Here is a 21316-nt window from a genome sequence, read left to right on the forward strand (position 1 = left end):
CCTTCTTCCACATCCGCACGGTACCCCTAAGGACTTTCATGACTTTTGACTTCAAAGTGGCTGACATCACTCTTGCCGAGGCCGGCCGCCACCAGATCCGTCTAGCCGAGCACGAAATGCCGGGCCTTATGTCGCTCCGCGCGGAGTTCGGTGCCTCCCAGCCACTCAAGGGCGCAAGGATCGCCGGTTCCCTCCACATGACGGTCCAGACCGCGGTGCTCATAGAAACCCTCACGGCCCTGGGTGCGGAAGTTCGCTGGGCCTCCTGCAACATCTTCTCCACCCAGGACGAAGCCGCGGCCGCCGTCGTGGTTGGTAAGGGCACGCCCGAGGACCCGCAGGGCGTCCCGGTTTTCGCTTGGAAGGGCGAAACCCTTGAGGAGTACTGGTGGACTGCCGAGCAGATCCTCACCTGGCCCGGCGCTGACGCCAACCCGGAGTTGGGTCCCAACATGATCCTCGACGACGGCGGCGACGCCACGCTGCTGCTGCACAAGGGCGTCGACTTCGAAGCTGCAGGTGCCGTCCCCACTGCCGCTGAAGATGATCCGGAGGAATACGTCCTCATCCTGGATCTTCTGCGCAGGACCCTTGCCGCTGATCCGCAGAAGTGGACCCGCCTGGCAGCCCGTATTGAGGGCGTCACCGAGGAAACCACCACCGGTGTGCACCGCCTCTACCAGCTCGCGGAGCAGGGCAAGCTGCTGTTCCCGGCCATCAACGTCAACGACTCCGTCACCAAGAGCAAGTTCGATAACAAGTACGGGATCCGTCACTCCCTGCCGGACGGCATCAACAGGGCTACGGACGTCCTCATGGGCGGCAAGGTTGCGGTTGTCTGCGGCTATGGCGACGTCGGCAAGGGCGCCGCCGAGGCGTTGCGCGGCCAGGGTTCCCGGGTCATTGTCACAGAGATTGATCCCATTTGTGCCCTCCAGGCTGCAATGGACGGCTACCAGGTGGCCAAGCTGGAGACGGTGCTCGCCCAAGGTGACATCTTCATCACCACCACGGGCAACAAGGACGTCATCATGGCCGAGCACATGCTGGGCATGAAGAACAAGGCAATCGTTGGAAACATCGGCCACTTCGACAACGAGATCGACATCGCCGGGCTTGCAAGGATTCCGGGCGTCAAGAAGGTTGAGATCAAGCCGCAGGTGCACGAATGGGTGTTCGAGGCCGGCACGGATTCGGAGCGTTCCATCATTGTGCTGTCCGAGGGTAGGTTGCTTAACCTTGGCAATGCCACTGGCCACCCGTCGTTCGTGATGAGTAACTCCTTCGCCAACCAGACCATTGCGCAGATTGAACTCTGGACGAAGAAGGACCAGCCGGCCGGAGAGCGCGAGTACCAGAATCAGGTCTACGTCCTCCCCAAGATCCTGGATGAGAAGGTTGCGCGACTCCACCTGGATGCTCTGGGCGTGGAGCTGACCGAACTGAGCAAGGATCAGGCCGACTACCTCGATCTTGATGTTGCAGGGCCTTACAAGCCGGAGCATTACCGCTACTAGGCAGCACCCATCGCCGAAGCCGGTGATACCCAAATCGATGGCGAAAGGCCGGGCACGCGACCAGCGTGTCCGGCCTTTCGGCTAGAATTGGGTGTTCAGTAGTGCTTGCGGGGGACAGGATGACGGGAACCATGACGGAAGTCGCCACACGGAAAAAGGGTAAGATCCTTGCCATTGTTGGAGTCTGCGCAGCTATTGTGGTGGGCGGAATTGGCGTGGTCACGATACCCGGACTGCTGGCCGGATCTCCCCAGGAAACGGCCGTTGCACCGTCGCCTGCCCCCACTGTGGAGGCCAAGCCCGTGGAGTTGGGCATCACCCCCCTGGATGGGGCTGTGGAGTGGAATCCCGTTGTTGGCCCCCAGATCAAAGCAGTCAACGGCAAGCTGAAGGACGTGGTGCTGGCGCCGGTTAGCGGCGGGGCACCTGTGCAAGGCAAGACCAGCCCTGATGGCAGCACCTGGACCACTCTGGAAGTCCTGAAGTTCAAAACCCAATACAACTACTCCTTCACCGTGGTTGATACTGCGGGGAAAGAGACCAAAAAGTCACAGACCTTCACCACTGTTTCCGCAGCTTACGAGGCCGACGCGTCCATCTACCCCCGCAACGGCACCACGGCTGGCTCCGGGCAGCCTATTGAAATCAACTTCAGCGAGCCCGTAGTGGACAAAGCGGCCATGGAAAAGCGGGTTGCCATTACCGTCTCATCCGGTCAGCCTGTGGCCTGGCACTGGTACTCAGACAAGAAAGTCAGGATCCGTCCGGAGGCCTTCTGGGCTTCAGGCACCACCGTCACCGTGGACATGAAACTCCTGGGCGTCGATTTCGGTAACAACATGATCGGCAACGCGGACGTCGTCTCAACGTTCACTACGGGCCCGCAGCGTGTGGCCGTAGTAGACGACAAAACCAAGACCATGAACGTGTACTCCGACGGCCAGCTGGTCCACACCGCCCCCGTCTCACTGGGCGGGGAAGACTGGCTTTCGCCCACCGGCTACGCGGTCATCATGGAGCAAGAACGCCACTCCAACTTCAACGCCGGCACCATCGGCCTGAAGCCTGGAGACAAGGGATACTACCCGCCGCTCGTGGTTGAATACGCCAACCGCCTGACGTGGTCCGGTGTCTACGTTCACCAGGCTCTCGAAGCCGCGTGGAGCTCTATTGGTGTGGCCAACGTATCGCACGGCTGCGTCGGTCTGTTGCCTGCGGACGCTGCATGGTTCTTCAACAACATGAAGACCGGAGACGTCGTTCAGATCCTCAACACCGGAGCACCGGCAGTGGAACCGCTGGAAGGGTTTGGAGACTGGAACATACCCTGGGCGATCTACGCTCAACGCTAGTACAGCTGTTAACATCATTGCAGTGATTCTTTCCTGCGCGCTTTGACCCATTTCTCCAGCGCTGACGGTTCGTCGGCCCTGCTCTTTGCGCTGCCCTCCATGGTGATTGCGGGTGTCCCCCTAGGGAACCCGTTGATGGGTTCCCCGGCTCCTTCCACCGGACCTATTCTCTTCACCTGGAGTATGCATGAGACCTTCACCAAACCTCACCCCGGACTGCGGCAACTGCTTCGCCCTGTGCTGTACCGCGCTCGGATTTGCCCGGTCGGCTGACTTTGCGATCGACAAACCTGCCGCTTCGCCGTGCCCGAACATGGCGGACGACTTTTCCTGCACCATTCACCAACGCTTACGGCCCCGGGGCTTCCGCGGCTGCACGGTCTTTGATTGTTTCGGTGCCGGCCAAGTAGTCTCCCAACACACTTTCGCCGGGACCAGTTGGACACAGGATCCCTCATCCATGTCCTCGATGTTCGCGGTGTTCAAAGTAGTCAGGCAACTCCACGAGATGCTCTGGTACCTGGCTGAGGCCCGGCAACGGACCTTCGATCCCGAGCTCGCGGCCGCGGCGGACCACCTGTCAGAGGGCGTAGTAGCCGCCGCCCAAGGTGACGCGTCAACGGTCCTTGCCACCGACGTCGAGACACTCCACGGGGAGGTCCGGGCGCTCTTGGTGGAGGTCAGCGAAGACGCCCGCGCCTCTTACGGCGCAGAAGACCAGCAAACGCCCGACGGCGGCCTCCAGCCAGGTGCCGACCTGATGGGCGCCAACCTTGCCAACCAGCGCCTCTGCGGATCAGATCTCCGCGGCGCGTACCTGATCGGAGCCAATCTGAGGAAGTCAGACCTCACCGCCGTAGACCTCCTGGGAGCTGACCTTCGCGGAGCACAGCTTCACGGAGCGGACCTCTCCAGGGCGCTCTATGTGACCCAACCGCAGATCAACGCCGCCGAAGGCGACCCCCACACCCTCCTACCCCCAAGACTCACAAAACCGGATCACTGGTGAGCTAAACGGGGTGGCGGCCGCCCGGCGTCAGCCGGTAGCGGGGCGCTAACTGTCAGTGAACGGCAGTTTCCTGAGTCGCTCGCCTATGGTTGCGTTCCGCTGTTCCGCTTGCCGCAGGCGGATGAGTTCGCGGTTGCGCCGTTCCCCGAGGACTGCGCCTATGTAGTCTTCGGGGATGGTGCCCGCTGGCGGGGGCGGTGCCACGTACCTTGCGAGTTCGGATGCGAGCGATGCCGCCATGTTGACGCGCGAGGCCGGGGCCATGAGATAAGCCTGCTGTACAAAAGTTCCAGCCCGTCGGGCGGTGGCGTCCGGTACCCTGCCGATGTCAGCCATGGCCACCCATGATTGAAGATGATGCGGGGCTACGGGCATGATCCGGGGCTTTGAGGGTACTCGCTGCCGGAGGGAGTAGGTGCCTGCAACAATGTCCCCGAGGCGCTTGGATTTGTCGTTGAAGAGTGCCACACCGATTGCGAGGCCGCCGAAGGTCAGGTAGATCTCCAGGAATCCAAGGAGCCCGCGGATGAGGGCGTGCCGGAAGCGGATGGACCCGCCGTCGTCGCGGACTATTCGTAGCCCTGTTGCGAGCTTTCCCAAGGAACGCCCGCGGGTCAGGGTCTCCACCGTGACGGGGACGATGACCACGGAGAACACAACGCTGCTGAGGATCAGTGCTCGGATGGCGGCATCGTCAAGGTCCCGGGAGGCTGAGGCGATGAGGATGATCAGGAGTATTGCGAGGACCACCTGGGAGATGACATCCAGGATGAGGCCCAGGGCCCGCGCGGCAAAGGAGGCGGGGCGAAGCTCGAGGACTACTGCCTCGCCTGTGATGATTGAACTCATGCCTGCCCCCAAGTTTTGCCAATTCTGTGGGCGCTGTGATCGCCCGCATCAACGAGTCTAGCGGCGGGGCTGACCGCACGGTGGATACAGGCGCTAGGGTGGTGGCGTGGACATTGATGCCTTCTCGGCCGTACATGAGGACAAATGGTCGCGGCTTCATTTCCTGGCGCACAAGGGCAGGCTGACGGGTGCCGAGGCGGACGAACTTCTGCGCCTTTACCAGACGGTGTCCGGGCATCTTTCCTTGATCCGTTCTGTGGCACCGGAGACGGGATTGTCCGCATCCTTGTCCGCAGCGCTGGCCCAGGCCCGGACGCGTTTCACCGGGGCCCGCTCGAATTTCATGGAGGATCTGGCGCGGTTTTTCGTCATTTCACTTCCTGCGGCGTTTTACCGCATCCGGTGGCTGACCCTGTGGTGCGGGCTGGCCTTTGTCCTGGTGGCGGGTGCTTATGCACTGTGGATTGGCACCTCACCGGAGGCATTGAGGGCTGTGGCCTCCAGTGACGCCAGAGTGCAGCAGTACGTGGAGGAAGACTTCATTGACTACTACTCCGAGAATCCGGCAGCCTCCTTTGCCGGCGCAGTGTGGACCAACAACGCTTGGATCTCAGCTCAGGCCGTGGCTTTCGGCGTTACCGGATTCTGGGTTCCCTTCATCCTGTTCATGAACGCACAGGGGCTGGGAATCGCTGCGGGACTTTTCCTTGCGACGGGGAAGATGGACATTTTCTTCAGCTACATCCTTCCGCACGGTCTCATGGAACTTACGGCCGTTTTCATCGCCTGTGCTGCGGGGCTCAAGATTTTTTGGGCCATGGTGCGGCCGGGCCCGAGGACGAGGCTGCAGGCCGTGGCTGATGAGGGCCGTTCCCTCATCACCATTGCCATGGGGTTGGTCCTCGTCCTGCTGGTTTCCGGCATAGTGGAAGGCTTTGTCACGCCGAGCCCGCTCCCGGTATGGGCCAAGATCACTATCGGTGCGTTGGTTTTGGCCGGCTACTGGGTGTACACCCTGGTCCTTGGCGGGAAAGCGGTCCGCGCGGGTGTCACGGGAGACCTGGATGCCAATGACGCTGGATATCGCAGCATCGCAGCGTAGAGCTTACAGTTGCGTTTCAATCTGGTCGCAGCCGGGGTGGCACCGCGTGTCTGTGTAAGGCCGGGCGGTAGGCTCGAATGCAGACAAGAGAGCCGGCAGCAAGCAATCGCCGGTGGATGCCTACGGAAGTGAACCCGCTGTGAGCGACAAGAGCCAAAAACCACAAGAACCGGACACGGCCGTCCACGAGGACCCCAACGAACCGGCCTTCGACTGGATGAAGCCAAAAACGTCCGGCGGCGCCACCGAGGCCACTCCTGCAGCCACCACTGGAGCCACCACCGTGGCAGCAAAATCTTCAGCTGATTCAACTGCGACGCCAGCTAAGGGCCAGCCCGGTAGCCGCGCGGACCGCAAAGCTGCTGAAGCTGCCGACGCCGGTACTGAAACCCCGTTGTTCGCGGACACCCTTGCCGAAGCCTCCACCAGCAAGGCGCCGGCGCACTATTCTGAACCGTTGCCAACGTCGGCCCTTCAGGTCCGCCCGCCGGAAGACGAAGTGGCGCGACGGAACGCCGAACGCGAGCAAGCGGCAAAGGTGAAGCCAATAGGGCCTCGGGTTTTTCAGGTGCTGCTGGCCATTTCGTACCCGATCATTCTCCTGGTGCTCGCCGTCCGGGCAGTCACCAGTCCGTTGTTCCTGTGGGTGGAGTACAACCGTCCGGGTTTCCCCGGCGACGGATACGGCTTCAGCACTGACGACCGAATGACGTACGGCTCGTACGCTGTGGACTACCTCAGTAACTGGGCCGGCCCCCGGTATCTGGGAGGCTTGGTTAATCAGGACGGGGAGAAGCTCTTCACGGACAGCGAAGTTTCCCATATGGCCGACGTGAAGCTGGTCATCCTGTCCTCCTTCGGGGCAGGGCTCCTGCTCATCATCCTCAGCATCATCGCCATCCTGTATTTGCGTAAGCGGAGCAATGGCGGGATCCGTCGAGGTCTCTTTGCCGGATCCATTGTCACGCTGGTCATCATCATTGGTCTAGCTGTCCTGGCCGCCCTGAGCTGGCAGCAGTTCTTCACGGAATTCCACCGGATTTTCTTTGCCAACGGAACATGGACCTTCGCGCTGGAAGACACCCTCATCCGGCTTTTCCCGGGCCAGTTCTGGATTGACGCGGGCATTGTGATCGGCGCTCTGGTATTCCTGGCGGCTACGGTCACGTTCATCCTGACATGGCCCACCAAGCGGCGCCGCGGCGTTGCGGACAAGCAGGAGGCCGCGGACGAGAACGCTGAGGCACTGGACGAAGAACCTGAGGCTGCAAGCCGGTCCAAGGAAACAACGGACGCCACACGCTAGGGGCTTTTAGCCGCCAGCGCACCACCTGGGCTGAAAGCAGCCTAGGTGGTGCGCTACTTCTCGTACAGCTTCTCCACTGCCGTCGAGAAGTCGCTGAGCACCGCAGCCCGCTTCAGTTTGAGCGAGGGCGTCAGGTGCCCGGACTCGACGCTGAGCTCCGCCGTGATGAAGGCGAACTTCTTAATGGATTCAGCAGCTGAGACGAGTTTGTTGGCCTCGTCCACTGCAGACTGAACCGCTGCCTTCACCCGGTCATCAGCGGCGGCTTCGTCGGGGGACATGGCTGCCACCTTGTTCTCCGCGCACCAGTCAGCAATCCCTTCAGGGTCCAGGCCAAGCAATGCTGCGACGAACGGCCGGCCATCGCCCACCACCACGGCCTGCCCCACCAAGGGGTGTTCGCGCAGTATCTCCTCCAGCGGAGCCGGCGCCACATTCTTTCCTCCGGCGGTCACTAAGAGGTCCTTTTTGCGTCCGGTGATGGTCAGAAAGCCGTCGGCGTCGAGTTCGCCCAGATCTCCCGTGCGGAAGAACCCGTCAACGAAGGCAGCCCGGGTGGCCTCGTCATTGTTGTGATAGCCCTTGAAGACACCAATGCCCTTGACCAGCACCTCCCCGTCCCGGGCCACCCTGATGGTGGTCCCCGGAAGCGGAATCCCCACGGTCCCGATCCGGGACATAGCGGGTGTGTTGACCGTGCAGGGCGCAGTAGTCTCCGTCAACCCATAGCCCTCAAGAACCGGAACACCGGCTCCATGGAAGAAGTGGTTGTCCCGCAGGCTCAGGGGACTGGCACCGGAAACTGTGTAACCTACATTGCCGCCGAACAGCTCCCTCACCTTGGGGTAGAGGAGTTTGTTGAACAACGAATGCTTCATGCCCAGAAGCCAACCCGGCCCCTGCCCCTCGCCACGGGCGGCGAGGTCCACCGCCGTCGAATACTCAACCGCGGTGGCGGACGCTGCCGAGAAGAGCGCGGATTTTCCGCTCATGGCCGCTTTGTGGCTGGCGCCGGCGTAGACCTTCTCGAAAATGCGCGGTACGGCGAGCAGGAAAGTGGGCTTGAAGGATCCCAGGTCTGCCATCAGTCCATTGGCGCCGGCGCTGTGTCCCAGAGTAATGCCGGCAGTGAGGCAGACTACCTGGACTGCGCGGGCGAGGACGTGCGCCAAGGGCAGGAACATCAATGTCCGCGCGCCTTGCTGCATGAGGAGCTCGGGGAGGAACGGGATGACGTTCCGCGCCACGAGGACAAAGTTTCCGTGGGTGATTTCGCAGCCCTTGGGCTTGCCCGTTGTTCCGGAGGTGTAGACGATGGAGGCGACACTGGCCAGGTTCGCTGCGCTGCGCTGGCGTTCAAGCTCGGCGTCCGTTATGCCGATCCCGACGGCGGAGACGCTGGTCAGGTTGGGTGCGTCGCCGTCGTGCTCCATCCGAATGATGGCCACGGGGTCCTCGCCCAGGACGGCAGAGTGCTCCACCAGTGTATGGACGAGATCTGCTTTGGCGGCGTCCTCCACAAAGATGCGTCGGGCTCCGGAATCGGCCAGGATCCACTCGATCTGGCTTGCCGACGACGTCTCATAAATGGGCACCGTGACTCCGCCGGCCATCCAGATGGCGAAGTCCACCAAAGTCCATTCAAAGCTTGAGCGGGACAACACCGCCACAGGATCTCCAGGGTTGAGTCCTCCTGCGATCAAGCCTTTGGCCAGGGCGGTAACATCGCCAAGGAACCTCGCAGCGGAGACGTTCAACCAACCGTTCGCAGTGTTATGCGCGTACAGGTTTCCGAACGGATCCTTATGGCAGCGTTCCAGAAGAAGGTCCGTCACGTTGGTATCCGGGTCCGCCTCGACCAGAAGGTCCGTGCTTGCTTCCCTCACTGCTTGACTCCTCCTAGATCCATGATGGCATCCACATTCTCATCCGCCACTCCTGGTAGCTGATGACCTCCGCCGTGAGCACCGGATAGAAGAATGCCGTTGCCAGCACGGCCAACACCATGACCAGAGCCACAATGTAGAGGCCGGACCGTCGCCGCCAGACGGGGTCGCTGCTGCGTCCCAGCACCAACCCCAACACATATGTCAGGCCCAGAACCAGGAAGGGTTCGAAGGACACGGCGTAGAAGATGAACATGGTGCGTTCCGGGTACATGAACCATGGAAGGTACCCGGCTGCCACGCCGGCGAGGATGGCACCGGCCCGCCAGTCGCGGCGGCCCGCCCACCAAAACAAGAGGATCACCAACGCGATGGTTCCACCCCACCAAACCACCGGATTACCCACGGGCAGAATGGCCGAAGAGCATGTCTCAGCCAGGCAGCCGGGAGTGCCCGGTTTGGGAGTCTGGTAGTAGAACGAGGTGGGACGGCCCATGATGAGCCACGTCCAGGGGCTGGACTCATACGGATGGTCCGAGCTCAGGCCCTGATGGAATTTGTAAGCTTCAAGGTGGTAGTGCGCCAGGGAGCGCACGGAGTTGGGCAGCCAATCCCAGCCCGGGGCAGGGTTGGTGGCAGCCCATTGCCGGTAATAGGCGTCTTTCGAGAGGAACCAGCCCGTCCACGTGGCCACGTAGGTGACTGCAGCGATGGGAATGATGGTCACGAATGCCGGCAGGCCGTCCTTGATGATGCCGGCACTGAACCAGCTCCGGATCCCGGCGACACGGCGGGCGTTCAGGTCCCACAGCACGGTCATGATGCCGAAAGCCGCGACGAAGAACAGGGCAGACCATTTGGTGCCCACGGCAAGGCCGAGGCAAAGCCCTGCAACCAGCCGCCACCACCGCATGCCCAGCCAGGGACCGGTGACCAGCTGGGTGGGTGTGGGTAGGCCGCCCGGCGAAGCAGCCGCTTGCGCGGCAAGCCGTGACGCCAAACGGCGTCGGCCGTCGTCGCGGTCCATGAGCAAGGCGCCGAAAGCGGCCAGGATCCACAGGGCCAGGAACACGTCCAGCAGGGACGTCCGGGAAAGCACCAGGTGATGGCCGTCGATGGCCAGCAGGAGACCGGCAACCGCCCCGAGGGTGTGTGAGCGGAACAGCTTCAGTGCAATGAGCGAAACGAGGAAGACCGTCACCGTGCCCGCCAGAGCTGCGCTGAACCGCCAGCCGAAGGGGTTATCGCCGCCAAACAGCCACATCCCGAACGCGATCATCCATTTGCCCACTGGTGGGTGGACAACGTACTCGGGAGTGTTGAGGAGAACATCCGGGTTGCCGGCGATGAAGGAGTCATTGGCGTTGGCCGGCCAACTGCGTTCGTAGCCGCTCACCACATAGGAGTAGGCGTCCTTGACGTAGTACGTTTCATCGAAAACCAGGCTGTGCGGGGCATCAAGGCGGAAGAAGCGGAGAATGCCGCCCAGGAATGCCGTGAGGGTAGGGATCAGCCAAAACCATAAGCGCAGGGACGCCGGGTAGTCCCGCCAGCTTTGGGTTGCGCCGATCAGACGTTCCTTCAGCGCCGCGGCAGTGTAGGCCTCGGACGGCCGTGCGATCCAGCGGTGCCCCTCCAGGCCTCGGCCGGGCACACCCCGGCCGGGCAGTCCTCGGCTGGGCCGGGTCTCGGCGGGCCCGGTCTCAGCGGGCGGGGCTTCTTCCGGATGGGCGCGCGACGTGCCTGCGGGTTTCGGTGTGTCCGACTGCCCGTTGTTCTCCGCGGCCTTGGAGTCTTCAGGTTCCGGGCTCGCTGGGGACGCTGCCGGGGATCCGGAAGCGGTGGCAGGAACGGGCGACTGGTTCACCCGCCCATGCTACCTTTCCATCCTTGCTGCAACCCTGAACCCCGCGCCTGCAACCCTGAACCCCGCGCGGTATTAGGCTTGGCAGGTGGACGAACAACGCGGCACCCCTGACGAAGCTCCCTTCAACGAGAACCTGGAAGAGGCGGCTACTGCCTCGGGCGCAACTCCCGGCGTGGGCAGGATTGTCCTGGCGGCAACACCCATAGGCAACGTCGGGGACGCTTCCGCGCGTTTGGTTGAACTCCTTGGCACCTCGGACATCGTGGCCGCAGAGGATACCCGCCGTTTGCACCGGCTGGTCACTGCCCTTGGGGTTGAAGTCAAGGGACGCGTCATCAGCTACCACGAGCACAATGAGGTAGCCAAGACCGGTGAACTGTTGGACCACGTCCGCGCTGGCAAGACCATCCTGATGGTCAGCGACGCCGGGATGCCCGCAGTTTCGGACCCCGGCTTCCGTCTGGTGGAGGGTGCGGTTGCTGCCGGGCTGACGGTCACGGCGGTTCCTGGCCCTTCCGCGGTCCTGACGGCGCTGGCGCTATCCGGTTTGCCCACCGACCGTTTCTGCTTTGAAGGATTCCTGCCGCGAAAGTCGGGGGACAGGAACTCACGCCTTGCAGACCTGGCCGACGAACGCCGCACCATGGTCTTCTTTGAGGCCCCGCACAGGCTTGAGGTCATGTTGCGGGCACTTCATGAGCGTTTCGGGGCCGATCGCCGCGTGGCAGTCTGCCGTGAGCTGACAAAGACGTATGAAGAAGTCATTCGCGGCACGTTGCGTGAACTGCTCCAGTGGGCAGAGAACAACGAGGTCCGTGGCGAGATCGCGGTTGTGGTGGCCGGTGCGCCCGAACAGGAACCCGGCAAGCCGGAGGACCACGTCGCAGCGGTCAACGAGCTCATTTCGCAAGGCATCCGGTTGAAGGAGGCCGTAGCCGCAGTGGCCGAGGAGGCCCGGGTCAGCAAGCGGGAGCTCTACTCAGCGGTACTAGCAGCGCGCTGACCTATGCTGTGCACCTGCACAAATCGACGACCATGTGGCAGTGCGTGAAGGCGTAGACACTGCTTCTCGTGGGGCAGTACCGTGGCAGTAATTCAAGCCACTTCCGGCAACGAACCCCTGTGGTGCAATTCTCCAAAGCACCCGAGACGAAGGAGTCGCCATGACTGTCACGGTTGAACGCGAAAGCAAACTGCTGGCTTCCGTCCCTACCGGCCTGCTGATCAACGGTCAGTGGCGCCCGGCTGGTTCCGGAAAGACCTTTGATGTTGAGGACCCGGCAACGGGCAAGGTCCTGCTCAGCATCTCCGATGCCGGTGCTGAAGACGGCGCTGCCGCCCTCGACGCCGCTGCTGCCGCCCAGGCTGACTGGGCACGCACCGCACCGCGCGAACGCGGCGAAATTCTGCGCCGTGCCTTCGAGCTGGTCACTGAGCGTGCCGAAGACTTCGCGCTGCTGATGACCTTGGAAATGGGCAAGCCCCTGGCCGAAGCCCGTGGTGAAGTGACCTACGGTGCCGAATTCCTGCGCTGGTTCTCGGAAGAAGCTGTCCGCGTGTCCGGCCGCTATTCCGCAGCACCTGATGGCAAGAACCGCCTGCTGGTGCAGAAGAAGCCGGTGGGCCCCTGCCTGCTGATCACCCCGTGGAACTTCCCGCTGGCCATGGCCACCCGCAAGGTAGCCCCAGCTGTCGCAGCCGGCTGCACCATGGTGCTCAAGCCCGCAAACCTGACCCCGCTGACCAGCCTCCTGTTCGCCCAGGTCATGCAGGAAGCCGGCCTTCCCGCCGGTGTCCTGAACGTCATCCAGACCTCCACGGCAGGCGCTGTCACTGGCCCGCTGATCAAGGATGACCGTCTCCGCAAGATCTCCTTCACCGGCTCCACCCCGGTGGGCCAGGCCCTGATCCGTGAAGCCGCGGACAAGGTCCTGCGCACCTCCATGGAACTGGGTGGCAACGCCCCGTTCGTGGTCTTCGAGGACGCGGACCTGGACAAGGCTGTTGAAGGTGCCATCGCCGCGAAGATGCGCAACATGGGCGAGGCCTGCACCGCAGCAAACCGCTTCATTGTGCACGAGTCCATCGCCGATTCCTTCGCGGAGAAGTTCGCCGCCAAGATCGGCGCACTCACCACCGCCCGCGGCACCGAGCCGGAGTCCAAGGTTGGCCCGCTGATCGACGGCAAGGCCCGCGACGGCGTTCACGCCCTGGTTTCCGAAGCCGTAGCAGGAGGTGCCACAGCAGTCACCGGTGGTGCCGCCGTCGACGGTCCCGGTTACTTCTACCAGCCCACCGTGCTGAAGAACGTTGCCGCCGATGCCCGCATTCTGCAGGAAGAGATCTTCGGACCGGTAGCGCCCATCATCACCTTCTCCACCGAAGACGACGCTGTCCGCCTGGCCAACAACACCGAATACGGCCTGGTTGCCTACGTCTTCACCAAGGACCTCAACCGCGGCCTGCGCATCAGCGAAAGGATCGAGACCGGCATGCTCGGCCTCAACGCCGGTGTGATCTCCAACGCCGCCGCGCCGTTCGGTGGAGTCAAGCAGTCCGGCTTGGGCCGCGAAGGCGGCTCCGAAGGCATCGAAGAGTACCTCTACACCCAGTACGTAGGTATCGCGGACCCGTACGCCGACTAATGCTGCTCTTTCCACCAAGGAGCCCGGTCCGCCGCTCTCGCAACAAGAACGGTTGACACATGCAGGGGCCCGGCCCCGGAACCACAAGTTCCGGCGTCGGGCCCTTTGCGTCTGAATCCGGATCAGTGGTCCCGGACCTAGCGGCGCTGGGGGAGCAATCCTTTGAGCCTGCGCCAGGAAAAAGCGATCGCCCGCCCCGTTGCCGTGCCGAACCTTCCAACAGCCCGGAACGGTGCGCCGAGGGCATGCACCCAACGCTGCATCATCGACGGCGGCAGCCAGTCCGCGCGGAAGCGGACCAACCAGCGGGCATTGTTCCGCAACGATTCGCGAACGACAGCGATCCGGGCGGCCGCTGACGGCGCAATCGTCATGGTTCGGCCGTACCGTTGCCGTTCGAAGTCCGAGGTGAGGGACGCGACTGCCTCATGTGCGGCGTCGTCGAGTCCTCCCGCGACCCCCAAGGCGGAGCTGGAGCGCAGCCGGGCGGAGAAATGCCTCGGCGTCTCGCTGGGCGTTGACGGCACGCCGTAGTCGGTGGAGAGATCCTGCAACTCCGCCCAGGCCAGTTCAGGGGCAGGATCCTTATAGCCCGGGAAGTCGGAATCGGCCGGAGGCTTTTGGCTGAGCCGGCGTCGCCGGAGCACCGTCCGGCTCAGCCTCGGCGACCACAGGAATCCACCAAGCACCAGGACCCCGGCCACTGCGGCGCCGATCGCTGGCCACGGGTTCACTGCGGCCGAACTTGCGGCAGGCGTATTCAAGCCAGGGAGTGGGGCAGCTGGGGTGGGAGCGGGGGCGGGGGTGGTAAGCACCTCTTTCTCATCGGCGTTGGTGCTCAAGTTGCCGGCTACCGAACTTTCCGTCGCGTAGTCCGGAGGAACGCCGCGGGACGGTGTCGGCTCGAAGGGGACCCAGCCCAGGCCCTCGAAGTACAGCTCAGGCCACGCGTGCGCGTCCCGGGCGTCAACCTCGTACTCGGGGAAGGATCCCTGACCCACCAAGGCCACCGATTCCCCCGTGAGGCGGCCCGGCGCGTAGCCCACCGCAATCCTGCTGGGGATGCCTTCAGCCCGTGCCATGACCGCCATGGCGGAGGAGAAATGGACGCAATAGCCGCTCTTCACTGCAAGGAAGTCGGCCAGGACCGAGAGGCCATTGCCGTCATAGCCGTTCTGGACGGGAGCCTGGAGTGAATAAGTGAACTCGCCTGAACGCAAGTACTTCTGGATGGCCAGCGCCTTGGCGTAATTGCTGCCAGCCGATGCTGTGACGGTATCAGCCGTTTGGCGCACGATATCCGGAAGGTTCCCGGGGACCCTCAGGAAGTCCTCGGAGATATCCTGCGGAACGGCATTGGCCTGGGAGAGGGACTGCGCAGTGATCTTGGGAGCTGCGGAGAAAACCACATACCGTTGCGCGCGGGTGGTGGTCTCCGTGCTCATGATGCTCAAGGTTGATGGATCCCACGTCCATCGTCCGTTGAGGCCGTTTACGGAGGCAGGGGCAAATGGAGCAGGAAGGTAAGGGCTGGAAAACAGGCCCGCATTGACCGACGTGACTGCGTTGACCACCTCGCCTTGGATCGCATATCCGGTCTCGATCCTGTCCACGCCCGCCCGGCGACCCGCCCCCCGATCATCAGGGGCCCAGGTTTCGCCGTCGAAGTTCTCCACCGTCACGGAGCGGAGGTACAGGGGAGCGCTGGCACTGGTGGCATAGGTGATGCGTCCCGAACCGGTGGGGCTGCGGAGGCTGTTGCCCAAAGTGATCATGGGGTTGAGCCCATTGGAGGTTCCCCAGGGGCTCAGCCGGGAGCCCTGCGGAAAGGTCCCGGTCTCGAAACCGGGAATCACCACAGGAACGGTCATGGTCAAGGCCAGTGCCAGGCCGCCTGTAACCACCGAGCGCCTGAACTGCCCGGCTCCGCGTCCTGAACCCGACTGCAACTTCGCATCCGGGGCGAACCAGTGGCTGCACCCGAGGATGAGCAGGTAGCCCACGGCCGCGCCCATGAATCCGGCGACGCCCACGCTCTGGGGTTTGATGGTTGCCGGGACCACCATGACAGCCAGGAGACCAATGCCGCTGGCGGCCGGCATGGACAGGGGAACGGCAAGGGCATCGATCAAGATCACCAAGAGGCCCAGGCAAGCGCAGAGGACAAAGACGATCCCCGCGTTGGGTGCCACAGGCGCACTTTCGGACACCACTGTCTCTGCAGCCCGTTTGATAAGGCGTCCGACGGCGGTGAAGGTTCCGGTGGTGGGGATGAACCCCGCCAGGCTTTCCTGGCGGCAGAAAATGAAGCTGAGGATGCCGGCCAACGAGGCAAATGAGGCCAAAGTGACCAACAACGGCTGGGCACGGAGCGCTCGGAGTACAGCAAGCGTCAGTGCGACCACCACCACGGTGGTGATCAGCGGCATGAACCAGGCCCAGCCCCTCAGGACTCCATTCAGGGACAGGGCAGCGCCAAGAACGGCCACTGAGACTGATCCCGCCATGACCCACGGGTATGGTCCGGCCCCCGGGGCCCGTGGCCGTAGCGGCTTGCCGGGTGCGGGCGTGCCGGAATCGGGCGTGCCGGAAGGACCGCCGGGTTGAGTCGGCGCGTTGGGGGAGCCTTGGTGTGATGTAGCTGTCATCGGGGCACCGCCGCTCCACGCCGGACATCCATGGCGGCATCGGCCGCCGCCACGATTCCGCCCTCGTCGAAGGCAGACCAGGCTGCGGTCAGCCGGGTCTTTGAGGTGACTGCCGCCGCTCTCCAACCTGCCAGGCGCAGGATCTCCAATACTTGGTCGGTGTTACGCGAAGCATCGGTCACCACCATGGCGAAAGCATTGGCGCCATACCCGGCCGCGGGAGCGAGCGCCCGTGCTTCTGCGAGTGTCAGGTTGCCCACCAAGGCCAGCAGGGGGCCGCGCAGGCGATGCGCCGAGAGTTTGTCCATCAGGTGGTCGTTGAACGGAGAATCCGCAGTCTCCGCGCCCGCTGCGCCGGAGGTGCCCTCTTTATGTTCCGGACCGGATTTGTGGTCCCCGTTCTCGGCCCGGTGGTGATCCGGCCTGACGTGCCGGGGGCCGCTCAGCTCCACAGCCGCCAAAGCCTCGGCGATTGCCTGAAGGCCGCCCGCACCCGAGAACTCCTCCGCATCAGGATCCGCGGCCGACCTCGAACGGTGGAACGCCGGCCCACCGAACGAGTCAAGGAGCCGCAACGAATAACTTCGTTCCGCCAAGTGTGCGGCGATCGACATCGCTGCCGTAACTGTCCACTCAAAGTTGGTACTGGTGACCAAATCCGAATCTTCGTCACGGCTTCCGAACACGGAGCCGTTTCCGGAGGCAAAGGCGGTGAACCTCTGGTCAAGGATGAGAGTCGCTTCCGGTGTGGTTACCGACTCCTCCTGGCGGACCATGAGCTGGCCATGGCGGGCCGTGGCGGCCCAGTGAACGCGTCGCATGGGGTCCCCATGCCTATACTCGCGGGTCATAATGTCGTCGTCGCTGGGATTGGCCCGGATGCGGGTTGCCGTCACGCCGTCATTGCCCCGCGCTCCGGCCAGGCCCGTGACGGGAAGTTCGACGGCGGCAGGCGTCACGGTCAGGAGGTCGCCGTCGTCAATTGCGTGCCTGCGCAAAGACAAACCAAACGGGTCACTGAACTCTGCCGTGACCGGACCGATCCGGAACTGTCCACGCTTGCCCGAGCGAAGGTGATACTCGTAGCGGCTGGTGCCACCTGACGCTGACCTGGCCGGAAAACGGAAAGCGGGAGGCTCCCCGAAACGCTGAGGCAACTGCTCCTCCATGATGACCTGCCCCGTGGCAGATGAAGAACGGGCAATGGCCAGGCGAACAGTGGTGGTGCTTGAGGTCTCCACCGTGGACGGGTTGAACTCGCGGTACACCTGGAACTTTGGTTTGAGTACCCGGACGCCGGCAAGCGCCACCAATGGCAGGAGAATCAGCAAGACCGCCAAGGACAGGAGATCGCGCCTTCCCATGACGTAGGCGCACCCCAGGGAAAGGGCCCCGGCTGCCAGGAGTCCCCAGCCACGGTTGGTGAATAAATGCTTGGGAAGCCGATCCATGAGCGCCATTGGGGCGTGTCTCCTAAACGCTATGCCTGTCCCTGCGCCATGCGCCGGGCGGTTCCTGGGCAACGGGCAGGGAAGCGAAGATGCCCCGAAGAATACTCTGTGGAGTATCGCCCGAACTCGCGGCCTTGCGATCCAGGATGATCCGGTGGGCCAGCACCGATTCGGCAACGTCCACCACGTCATCAGGGAGGACAAAATCGCGGCCATCCAAAGCTGCCGTGGCCTTGGCAGCACGCAACAATTGCAGCAAAGACCGAGGGCTGGCGCCCAGGCGAAGGCGTGCGCTGTCCCGGGTGGCCCGTCCAATGGCCACCGTGTACTCCTTGATGGCCGTGGAGACGTAGACCTGCTGGACCGTGGAAATCATGGCAGCAACATCGGCAGCGGTCACCACGGGAGTCACGTTTACCAAGGGCGAGGACGCCTGATGCGTCTCCAGCATCTCGATTTCGGCGTCCTTGTCCGGGTAGCCCATGGAAATCCGAGCCATGAAGCGGTCACGCTGGGCTTCAGGAAGCGGGTAGGTGCCTTCCATTTCGATGGGATTCTGTGTGGCCACCACCATGAAGGGCAATCCCAGCTGGTAGGAATGGCCGTCCACGGTTACCTGGTGCTCCTCCATGCATTCCAGCAGCGCGGACTGGGTTTTGGCCGAAGCGCGGTTGATTTCGTCACCGATGACGATGTTCGCGAACACGGCGCCGGGGCGGAACTCGAAGTGCCGGGAAGACTGGTTGTAGATGGACACGCCAGTGACATCGGAGGGAAGCAGGTCAGGGGTGAACTGTATTCGGGAGACCGTACAGTCCACACTCCTCGCCAACGTCTTGGCCAACAGGGTCTTGCCCACGCCCGGGACGTCCTCCAAAAGAAGGTGACCCTGGGCCAGGAGGACCGTCAGGGCGAGCTTTGCCGCGTCCGCCTTGCCGTCTATGACCTTATTGATGGAACCCAGGATGCGCTGGCTGGCATCGTGGAACCGTTCCGCGTCCATGACCTGCGGCCTATGCCCGTTGAGCCCGGAACCATCCTGTGGCAGGGTGCTGTAAGCCTCGCCCTGGACGGGCGGAGGCTCAACGGTGACTTGTTGCTTGGACTCCATGAATCGCCCTTCAGCCGTGGCCTCGGCAACAGCAATCTTCGCTAAACGCTGTTGTTGTTGACCGCTTGTCCGTTCCAGACTACCTAGACATTGGCCGCCGCTGACATAGTGCTCCGGAATTTATGTGCCATGTGGAATTTAGTGTGTACAACTTGGTGGTTGCCCAAGGAGGACCGCAGTCCGATTAAGGTGGAAGCATGTGCAACTCCCTCGCCCCAGCACCCTACAGGGCGCCATCCGATGCAGCAGAAGAAAAAGATTCCCGCCGGGAATACCCGCCGGCACCGGAGCCCCTCCCCGTAGCCGTCATGGATAACCACACACATCTGGACTTCAGGCACGGCCTGATCGAGGTCTCCGTCAGGGATGCCATGGACTCCGCAGAAGCGGTGGGCGTGCAGGGAGCCGTGCAGGTAGGTTGCGACCTCGAATCGTCACGATTCACAGTGCAGGCCGTGGACGCTGATCCCCGGCTACTGGGCGCCGTGGCCATCCACCCCAACGACGCCCCCGAATACGCGGCCCGCGGGGAGCTGGAATCCGCGCTCGCCGAGATCGAGGAGTTGGCCCGGCATCCGCGGATACGGGCCATCGGTGAGACAGGGTTGGATTTCTTCCGGACCCACGGTGAAGGACTGGCGCATCAGCGGTACTCGTTCCGCCGCCACATCGACATCGCCAAACGGCTTGACCTGACGCTGCAGATTCACGACCGCGACGCCCACGACGACGTCGTCCAGGTTCTGCGCGAAGAAGGCGCTCCCGAGCGTGTGGTTTTCCACTGCTTCTCCGGAGATGAAGAACTCGCCCGGATATGCAACCGGAACGGATGGTACATGTCGTTCGCCGGGACAATGACGTTCAAGAATGCCGGGAACCTCCGCGCCGCCCTCGCCATCGCCGAGCCAAGCAGGATTCTGGTGGAAACCGATGCACCGTTCCTCACACCCCATCCCCACCGTGGCAAGCCAAATGCCAGCTATATGGTGCCCTACACGGTCCGGTCCATGGCGGACGTGACAGGAGATGACTTGTCCGAACTTTGTTCCCGCCTGGCCGAAAATACCTTGAATGCCTACGGATCCTGGGCATAAACGGCCCTTCTGGTGTCCAGGTTCAGCAGCCCGGCTGGATACCCGGTATGCACGTTTCTTGGTTCGTTTATAACGGATCGGTTACTGTGTTAAACAAGTAGCCGGGGTCGGGGAAGGCCTTCGGACAACTGCGTCGGTTCATTCCGGGGCAATCAGTTGAATGTTTTTTGGCGGCGCAGATGCCGGCAGCAAGAGCAGGACCAGGCGTATTGCCTGGCCCTGATGTTTTGCGGTCGGCATTACTTTTGCGCTTTTCCCCGTGCCCGGATGGTCTGAGAGTAATGGGCGATCGTGATCAAGTTCTTCACAACGGATGGCAAGTTCAGCTTCCTCAAAGTAGGTACCCAGTTGCTGGTAGTCGCGGCGCTGGTGGTTGGTGTTGTGGCCTTCGTGGGCAACAACAAGACTGTCACCCTCAACGTGGACGGCAAAGTGAGCTCCATCCAGACCTTTGGCGGCACTGTTGACCAAGTGGTCAAGGCAGCCAAGGTCGAGCTGAAGGACGCGGACCGCGTTTCGCCGGCCCTCGACGCGAAGGTCGACAACGGTTCAGTAGTGAACGTCAACCTGGCCAAGGCCGTGTCCATCGAACTGGACGGCGCCCGGAAGACCGTGAACACCACGGCCCCTGATGTTGCAGGCCTTGTGAGCGAGCTCGGCGTAGCCAGCTCCTCCGAAATCTCCCAGCCCAAGGAAGCTTCCTTGGAAGTGACCGGCTCGTTCGTTTCCATCTCCACGCCCAAGACCATCAGCGTCGTAGCTGACGGCAAGGACACCAGCACCACCACGACGGCGGCCGACGTCGCCACCGTGCTCAAGGAGACCGGAATTACTGTGGGCGCCAACGACCACATCTCCCAGCCCGGCAATGCTCCGATCGTCCAGGACATGGTAATCAAGGTCTCCCGCGTGGACACCAGCAAGACCGCCGAAGCCACAGAAGAAGTTCCCTTCGAAAGCGTGAAGAGCGACAGCGCGGAGCTCTTCAAAGGCGAAGAGAAGGTGACCCAGGAAGGCGTGGCAGGATCGTTGGTCAAGACTTTCAAGCTTGTCCTCGTCGACGGCCGTGAAGCTTCCCGCACCCTGGTCTCCAGCAACGTCGCCACCCAGCCGGTTCCCGAGAAGATCAGCGTCGGCACCAAGGCCCGTCCCGTTGCCACTCCTGCTCCCCAGGCAGCAGCCGCCGCAGCGGCACCCGCAGCCAGCGGCCCCACCGGCGCCCCGAACGAAGCCATGTGGGACAGGATTGCGCAGTGCGAATCGGGCGGAAACTGGTCCATCAACACCGGCAACGGCTACTACGGCGGACTGCAGTTCTCCAGCCCCACCTGGTTGGCAAACGGTGGTGGAGCCTACGCTCCCAACGCCAGCCTGGCCACCAAAGCGCAGCAGATTGACATCGCAAACCGCCTCTACGCAAAGAACGGCCTCAGCGACTGGGGATGCGCCCACGCGGCCTGACCCCGCACAGGCGATACG

General features: G+C 62.9%; 15 protein-coding genes. 9 read left to right on the top strand and 6 right to left on the bottom strand.

The annotated features are described in order from the left end of the window. Nucleotides 1–38 precede the first annotated feature (38 nt). The 3 genes from ahcY to ACZ5J0_RS05970 all read left to right on the top strand — a co-directional run bounded on the left by ahcY (nt 39) and on the right by ACZ5J0_RS05970 (nt 3878). Nucleotides 39–1517, top strand: coding sequence for an adenosylhomocysteinase (ahcY, locus tag ACZ5J0_RS05960; RefSeq protein ID WP_166841427.1), 1479 nt, complete (start codon nt 39–41; stop codon nt 1515–1517). Between the two features lie 131 nt (nt 1518–1648). Beyond that, the gene (locus ACZ5J0_RS05965) at nt 1649–2869 is read left to right on the top strand and encodes a L,D-transpeptidase (protein WP_464094391.1); all 1221 of its coding nucleotides are present in this window, start codon (nt 1649–1651) and stop codon (nt 2867–2869) included. A gap of 187 nt (nt 2870–3056) precedes the next feature. After that, complete coding sequence (locus ACZ5J0_RS05970) at nt 3057–3878, top strand: pentapeptide repeat-containing protein (RefSeq protein ID WP_464094392.1); 822 nt, start codon at nt 3057–3059, stop codon at nt 3876–3878. Nucleotides 3879–3923: 45 nt separating this feature from the next. Here the strand turns inward: ACZ5J0_RS05970 and ACZ5J0_RS05975 are convergent, their stop codons facing one another. Next, entirely contained in the window at nt 3924–4727 is an 804-nt protein-coding gene (locus ACZ5J0_RS05975) for an RDD family protein (protein ID WP_464094393.1), read from the bottom strand. Nucleotides 4728–4833: 106 nt separating this feature from the next. On the opposite strand from ACZ5J0_RS05975, the gene ACZ5J0_RS05980 reads away from it, so the two are divergent. Both ACZ5J0_RS05980 and ACZ5J0_RS05985 read left to right on the top strand, forming a co-directional pair. Continuing rightward, nucleotides 4834–5829: a stage II sporulation protein M gene (locus ACZ5J0_RS05980; protein WP_464094394.1), complete on the top strand. Its 996-nt coding sequence runs from the start codon at nt 4834–4836 to the stop codon at nt 5827–5829. Nucleotides 5830–5968: 139 nt separating this feature from the next. After that, nucleotides 5969–7135 carry a TIGR01906 family membrane protein gene (locus ACZ5J0_RS05985; protein ID WP_250821461.1) on the top strand — a complete coding sequence of 389 codons (1167 nt, stop codon included), beginning with the start codon at nt 5969–5971 and terminating at the stop codon, nt 7133–7135. 53 nt (nt 7136–7188) lie between these two features. Here the strand turns inward: ACZ5J0_RS05985 and ACZ5J0_RS05990 are convergent, their stop codons facing one another. Both ACZ5J0_RS05990 and ACZ5J0_RS05995 read right to left on the bottom strand, forming a co-directional pair. Beyond that, nucleotides 7189–9021 carry an AMP-dependent synthetase/ligase gene (locus tag ACZ5J0_RS05990; RefSeq protein ID WP_464094395.1) on the bottom strand — a complete coding sequence of 611 codons (1833 nt, stop codon included), beginning with the start codon at nt 9019–9021 and terminating at the stop codon, nt 7189–7191. Between the two features lie 13 nt (nt 9022–9034). Beyond that, nucleotides 9035–10888, bottom strand: coding sequence for a phospholipid carrier-dependent glycosyltransferase (locus tag ACZ5J0_RS05995; RefSeq protein ID WP_464094396.1), 1854 nt, complete (start codon nt 10886–10888; stop codon nt 9035–9037). 133 nt (nt 10889–11021) lie between these two features. Here ACZ5J0_RS05995 and rsmI point away from each other — a divergent pair, with 133 nt between their 5' ends. Together rsmI and ACZ5J0_RS06005 are read left to right on the top strand one after the other, a co-directional pair. Beyond that, a complete protein-coding gene (gene rsmI / locus ACZ5J0_RS06000; protein ID WP_208096577.1) occupies nt 11022–11891 on the top strand; it encodes a 16S rRNA (cytidine(1402)-2'-O)-methyltransferase in 870 nt (289 codons plus the stop codon). Between the two features lie 160 nt (nt 11892–12051). Continuing rightward, complete coding sequence (locus ACZ5J0_RS06005; protein WP_464094397.1) at nt 12052–13533, top strand: NAD-dependent succinate-semialdehyde dehydrogenase; 1482 nt, start codon at nt 12052–12054, stop codon at nt 13531–13533. 137 nt (nt 13534–13670) lie between these two features. On the opposite strand, the gene ACZ5J0_RS06010 is transcribed toward ACZ5J0_RS06005, so the two are convergent. From ACZ5J0_RS06010 to ACZ5J0_RS06020, 3 genes are read right to left on the bottom strand one after another with little or no spacing between them, the layout of a single operon-like run. Next, the gene (locus ACZ5J0_RS06010; RefSeq protein WP_464094398.1) at nt 13671–16181 is read right to left on the bottom strand and encodes a transglutaminase TgpA family protein; all 2511 of its coding nucleotides are present in this window, start codon (nt 16179–16181) and stop codon (nt 13671–13673) included. Further along, complete coding sequence (locus tag ACZ5J0_RS06015; RefSeq protein ID WP_464094399.1) at nt 16178–17641, bottom strand: DUF58 domain-containing protein; 1464 nt, start codon at nt 17639–17641, stop codon at nt 16178–16180. The genes ACZ5J0_RS06010 and ACZ5J0_RS06015 overlap by 4 nt, the downstream gene beginning before the upstream one ends. 13 nt (nt 17642–17654) lie before the next feature. Beyond that, nucleotides 17655–18743, bottom strand: a complete 1089-nt coding sequence (locus tag ACZ5J0_RS06020; RefSeq protein ID WP_464094400.1) for an AAA family ATPase — start codon at nt 18741–18743, stop codon at nt 17655–17657. Between the two features lie 197 nt (nt 18744–18940). Between ACZ5J0_RS06020 and ACZ5J0_RS06025 the strand changes: the two genes are divergently transcribed. Then, nucleotides 18941–19837 carry a TatD family hydrolase gene (locus ACZ5J0_RS06025; protein WP_142939839.1) on the top strand — a complete coding sequence of 299 codons (897 nt, stop codon included), beginning with the start codon at nt 18941–18943 and terminating at the stop codon, nt 19835–19837. A gap of 291 nt (nt 19838–20128) precedes the next feature. Beyond that, the gene (locus ACZ5J0_RS06030) at nt 20129–21298 is read left to right on the top strand and encodes a resuscitation-promoting factor (RefSeq protein ID WP_142939838.1); all 1170 of its coding nucleotides are present in this window, start codon (nt 20129–20131) and stop codon (nt 21296–21298) included. Nucleotides 21299–21316 lie beyond the last annotated feature (18 nt).

The sequence above is a fragment of the Arthrobacter sp. DualSoilB13 genome (assembly GCF_055389195.1).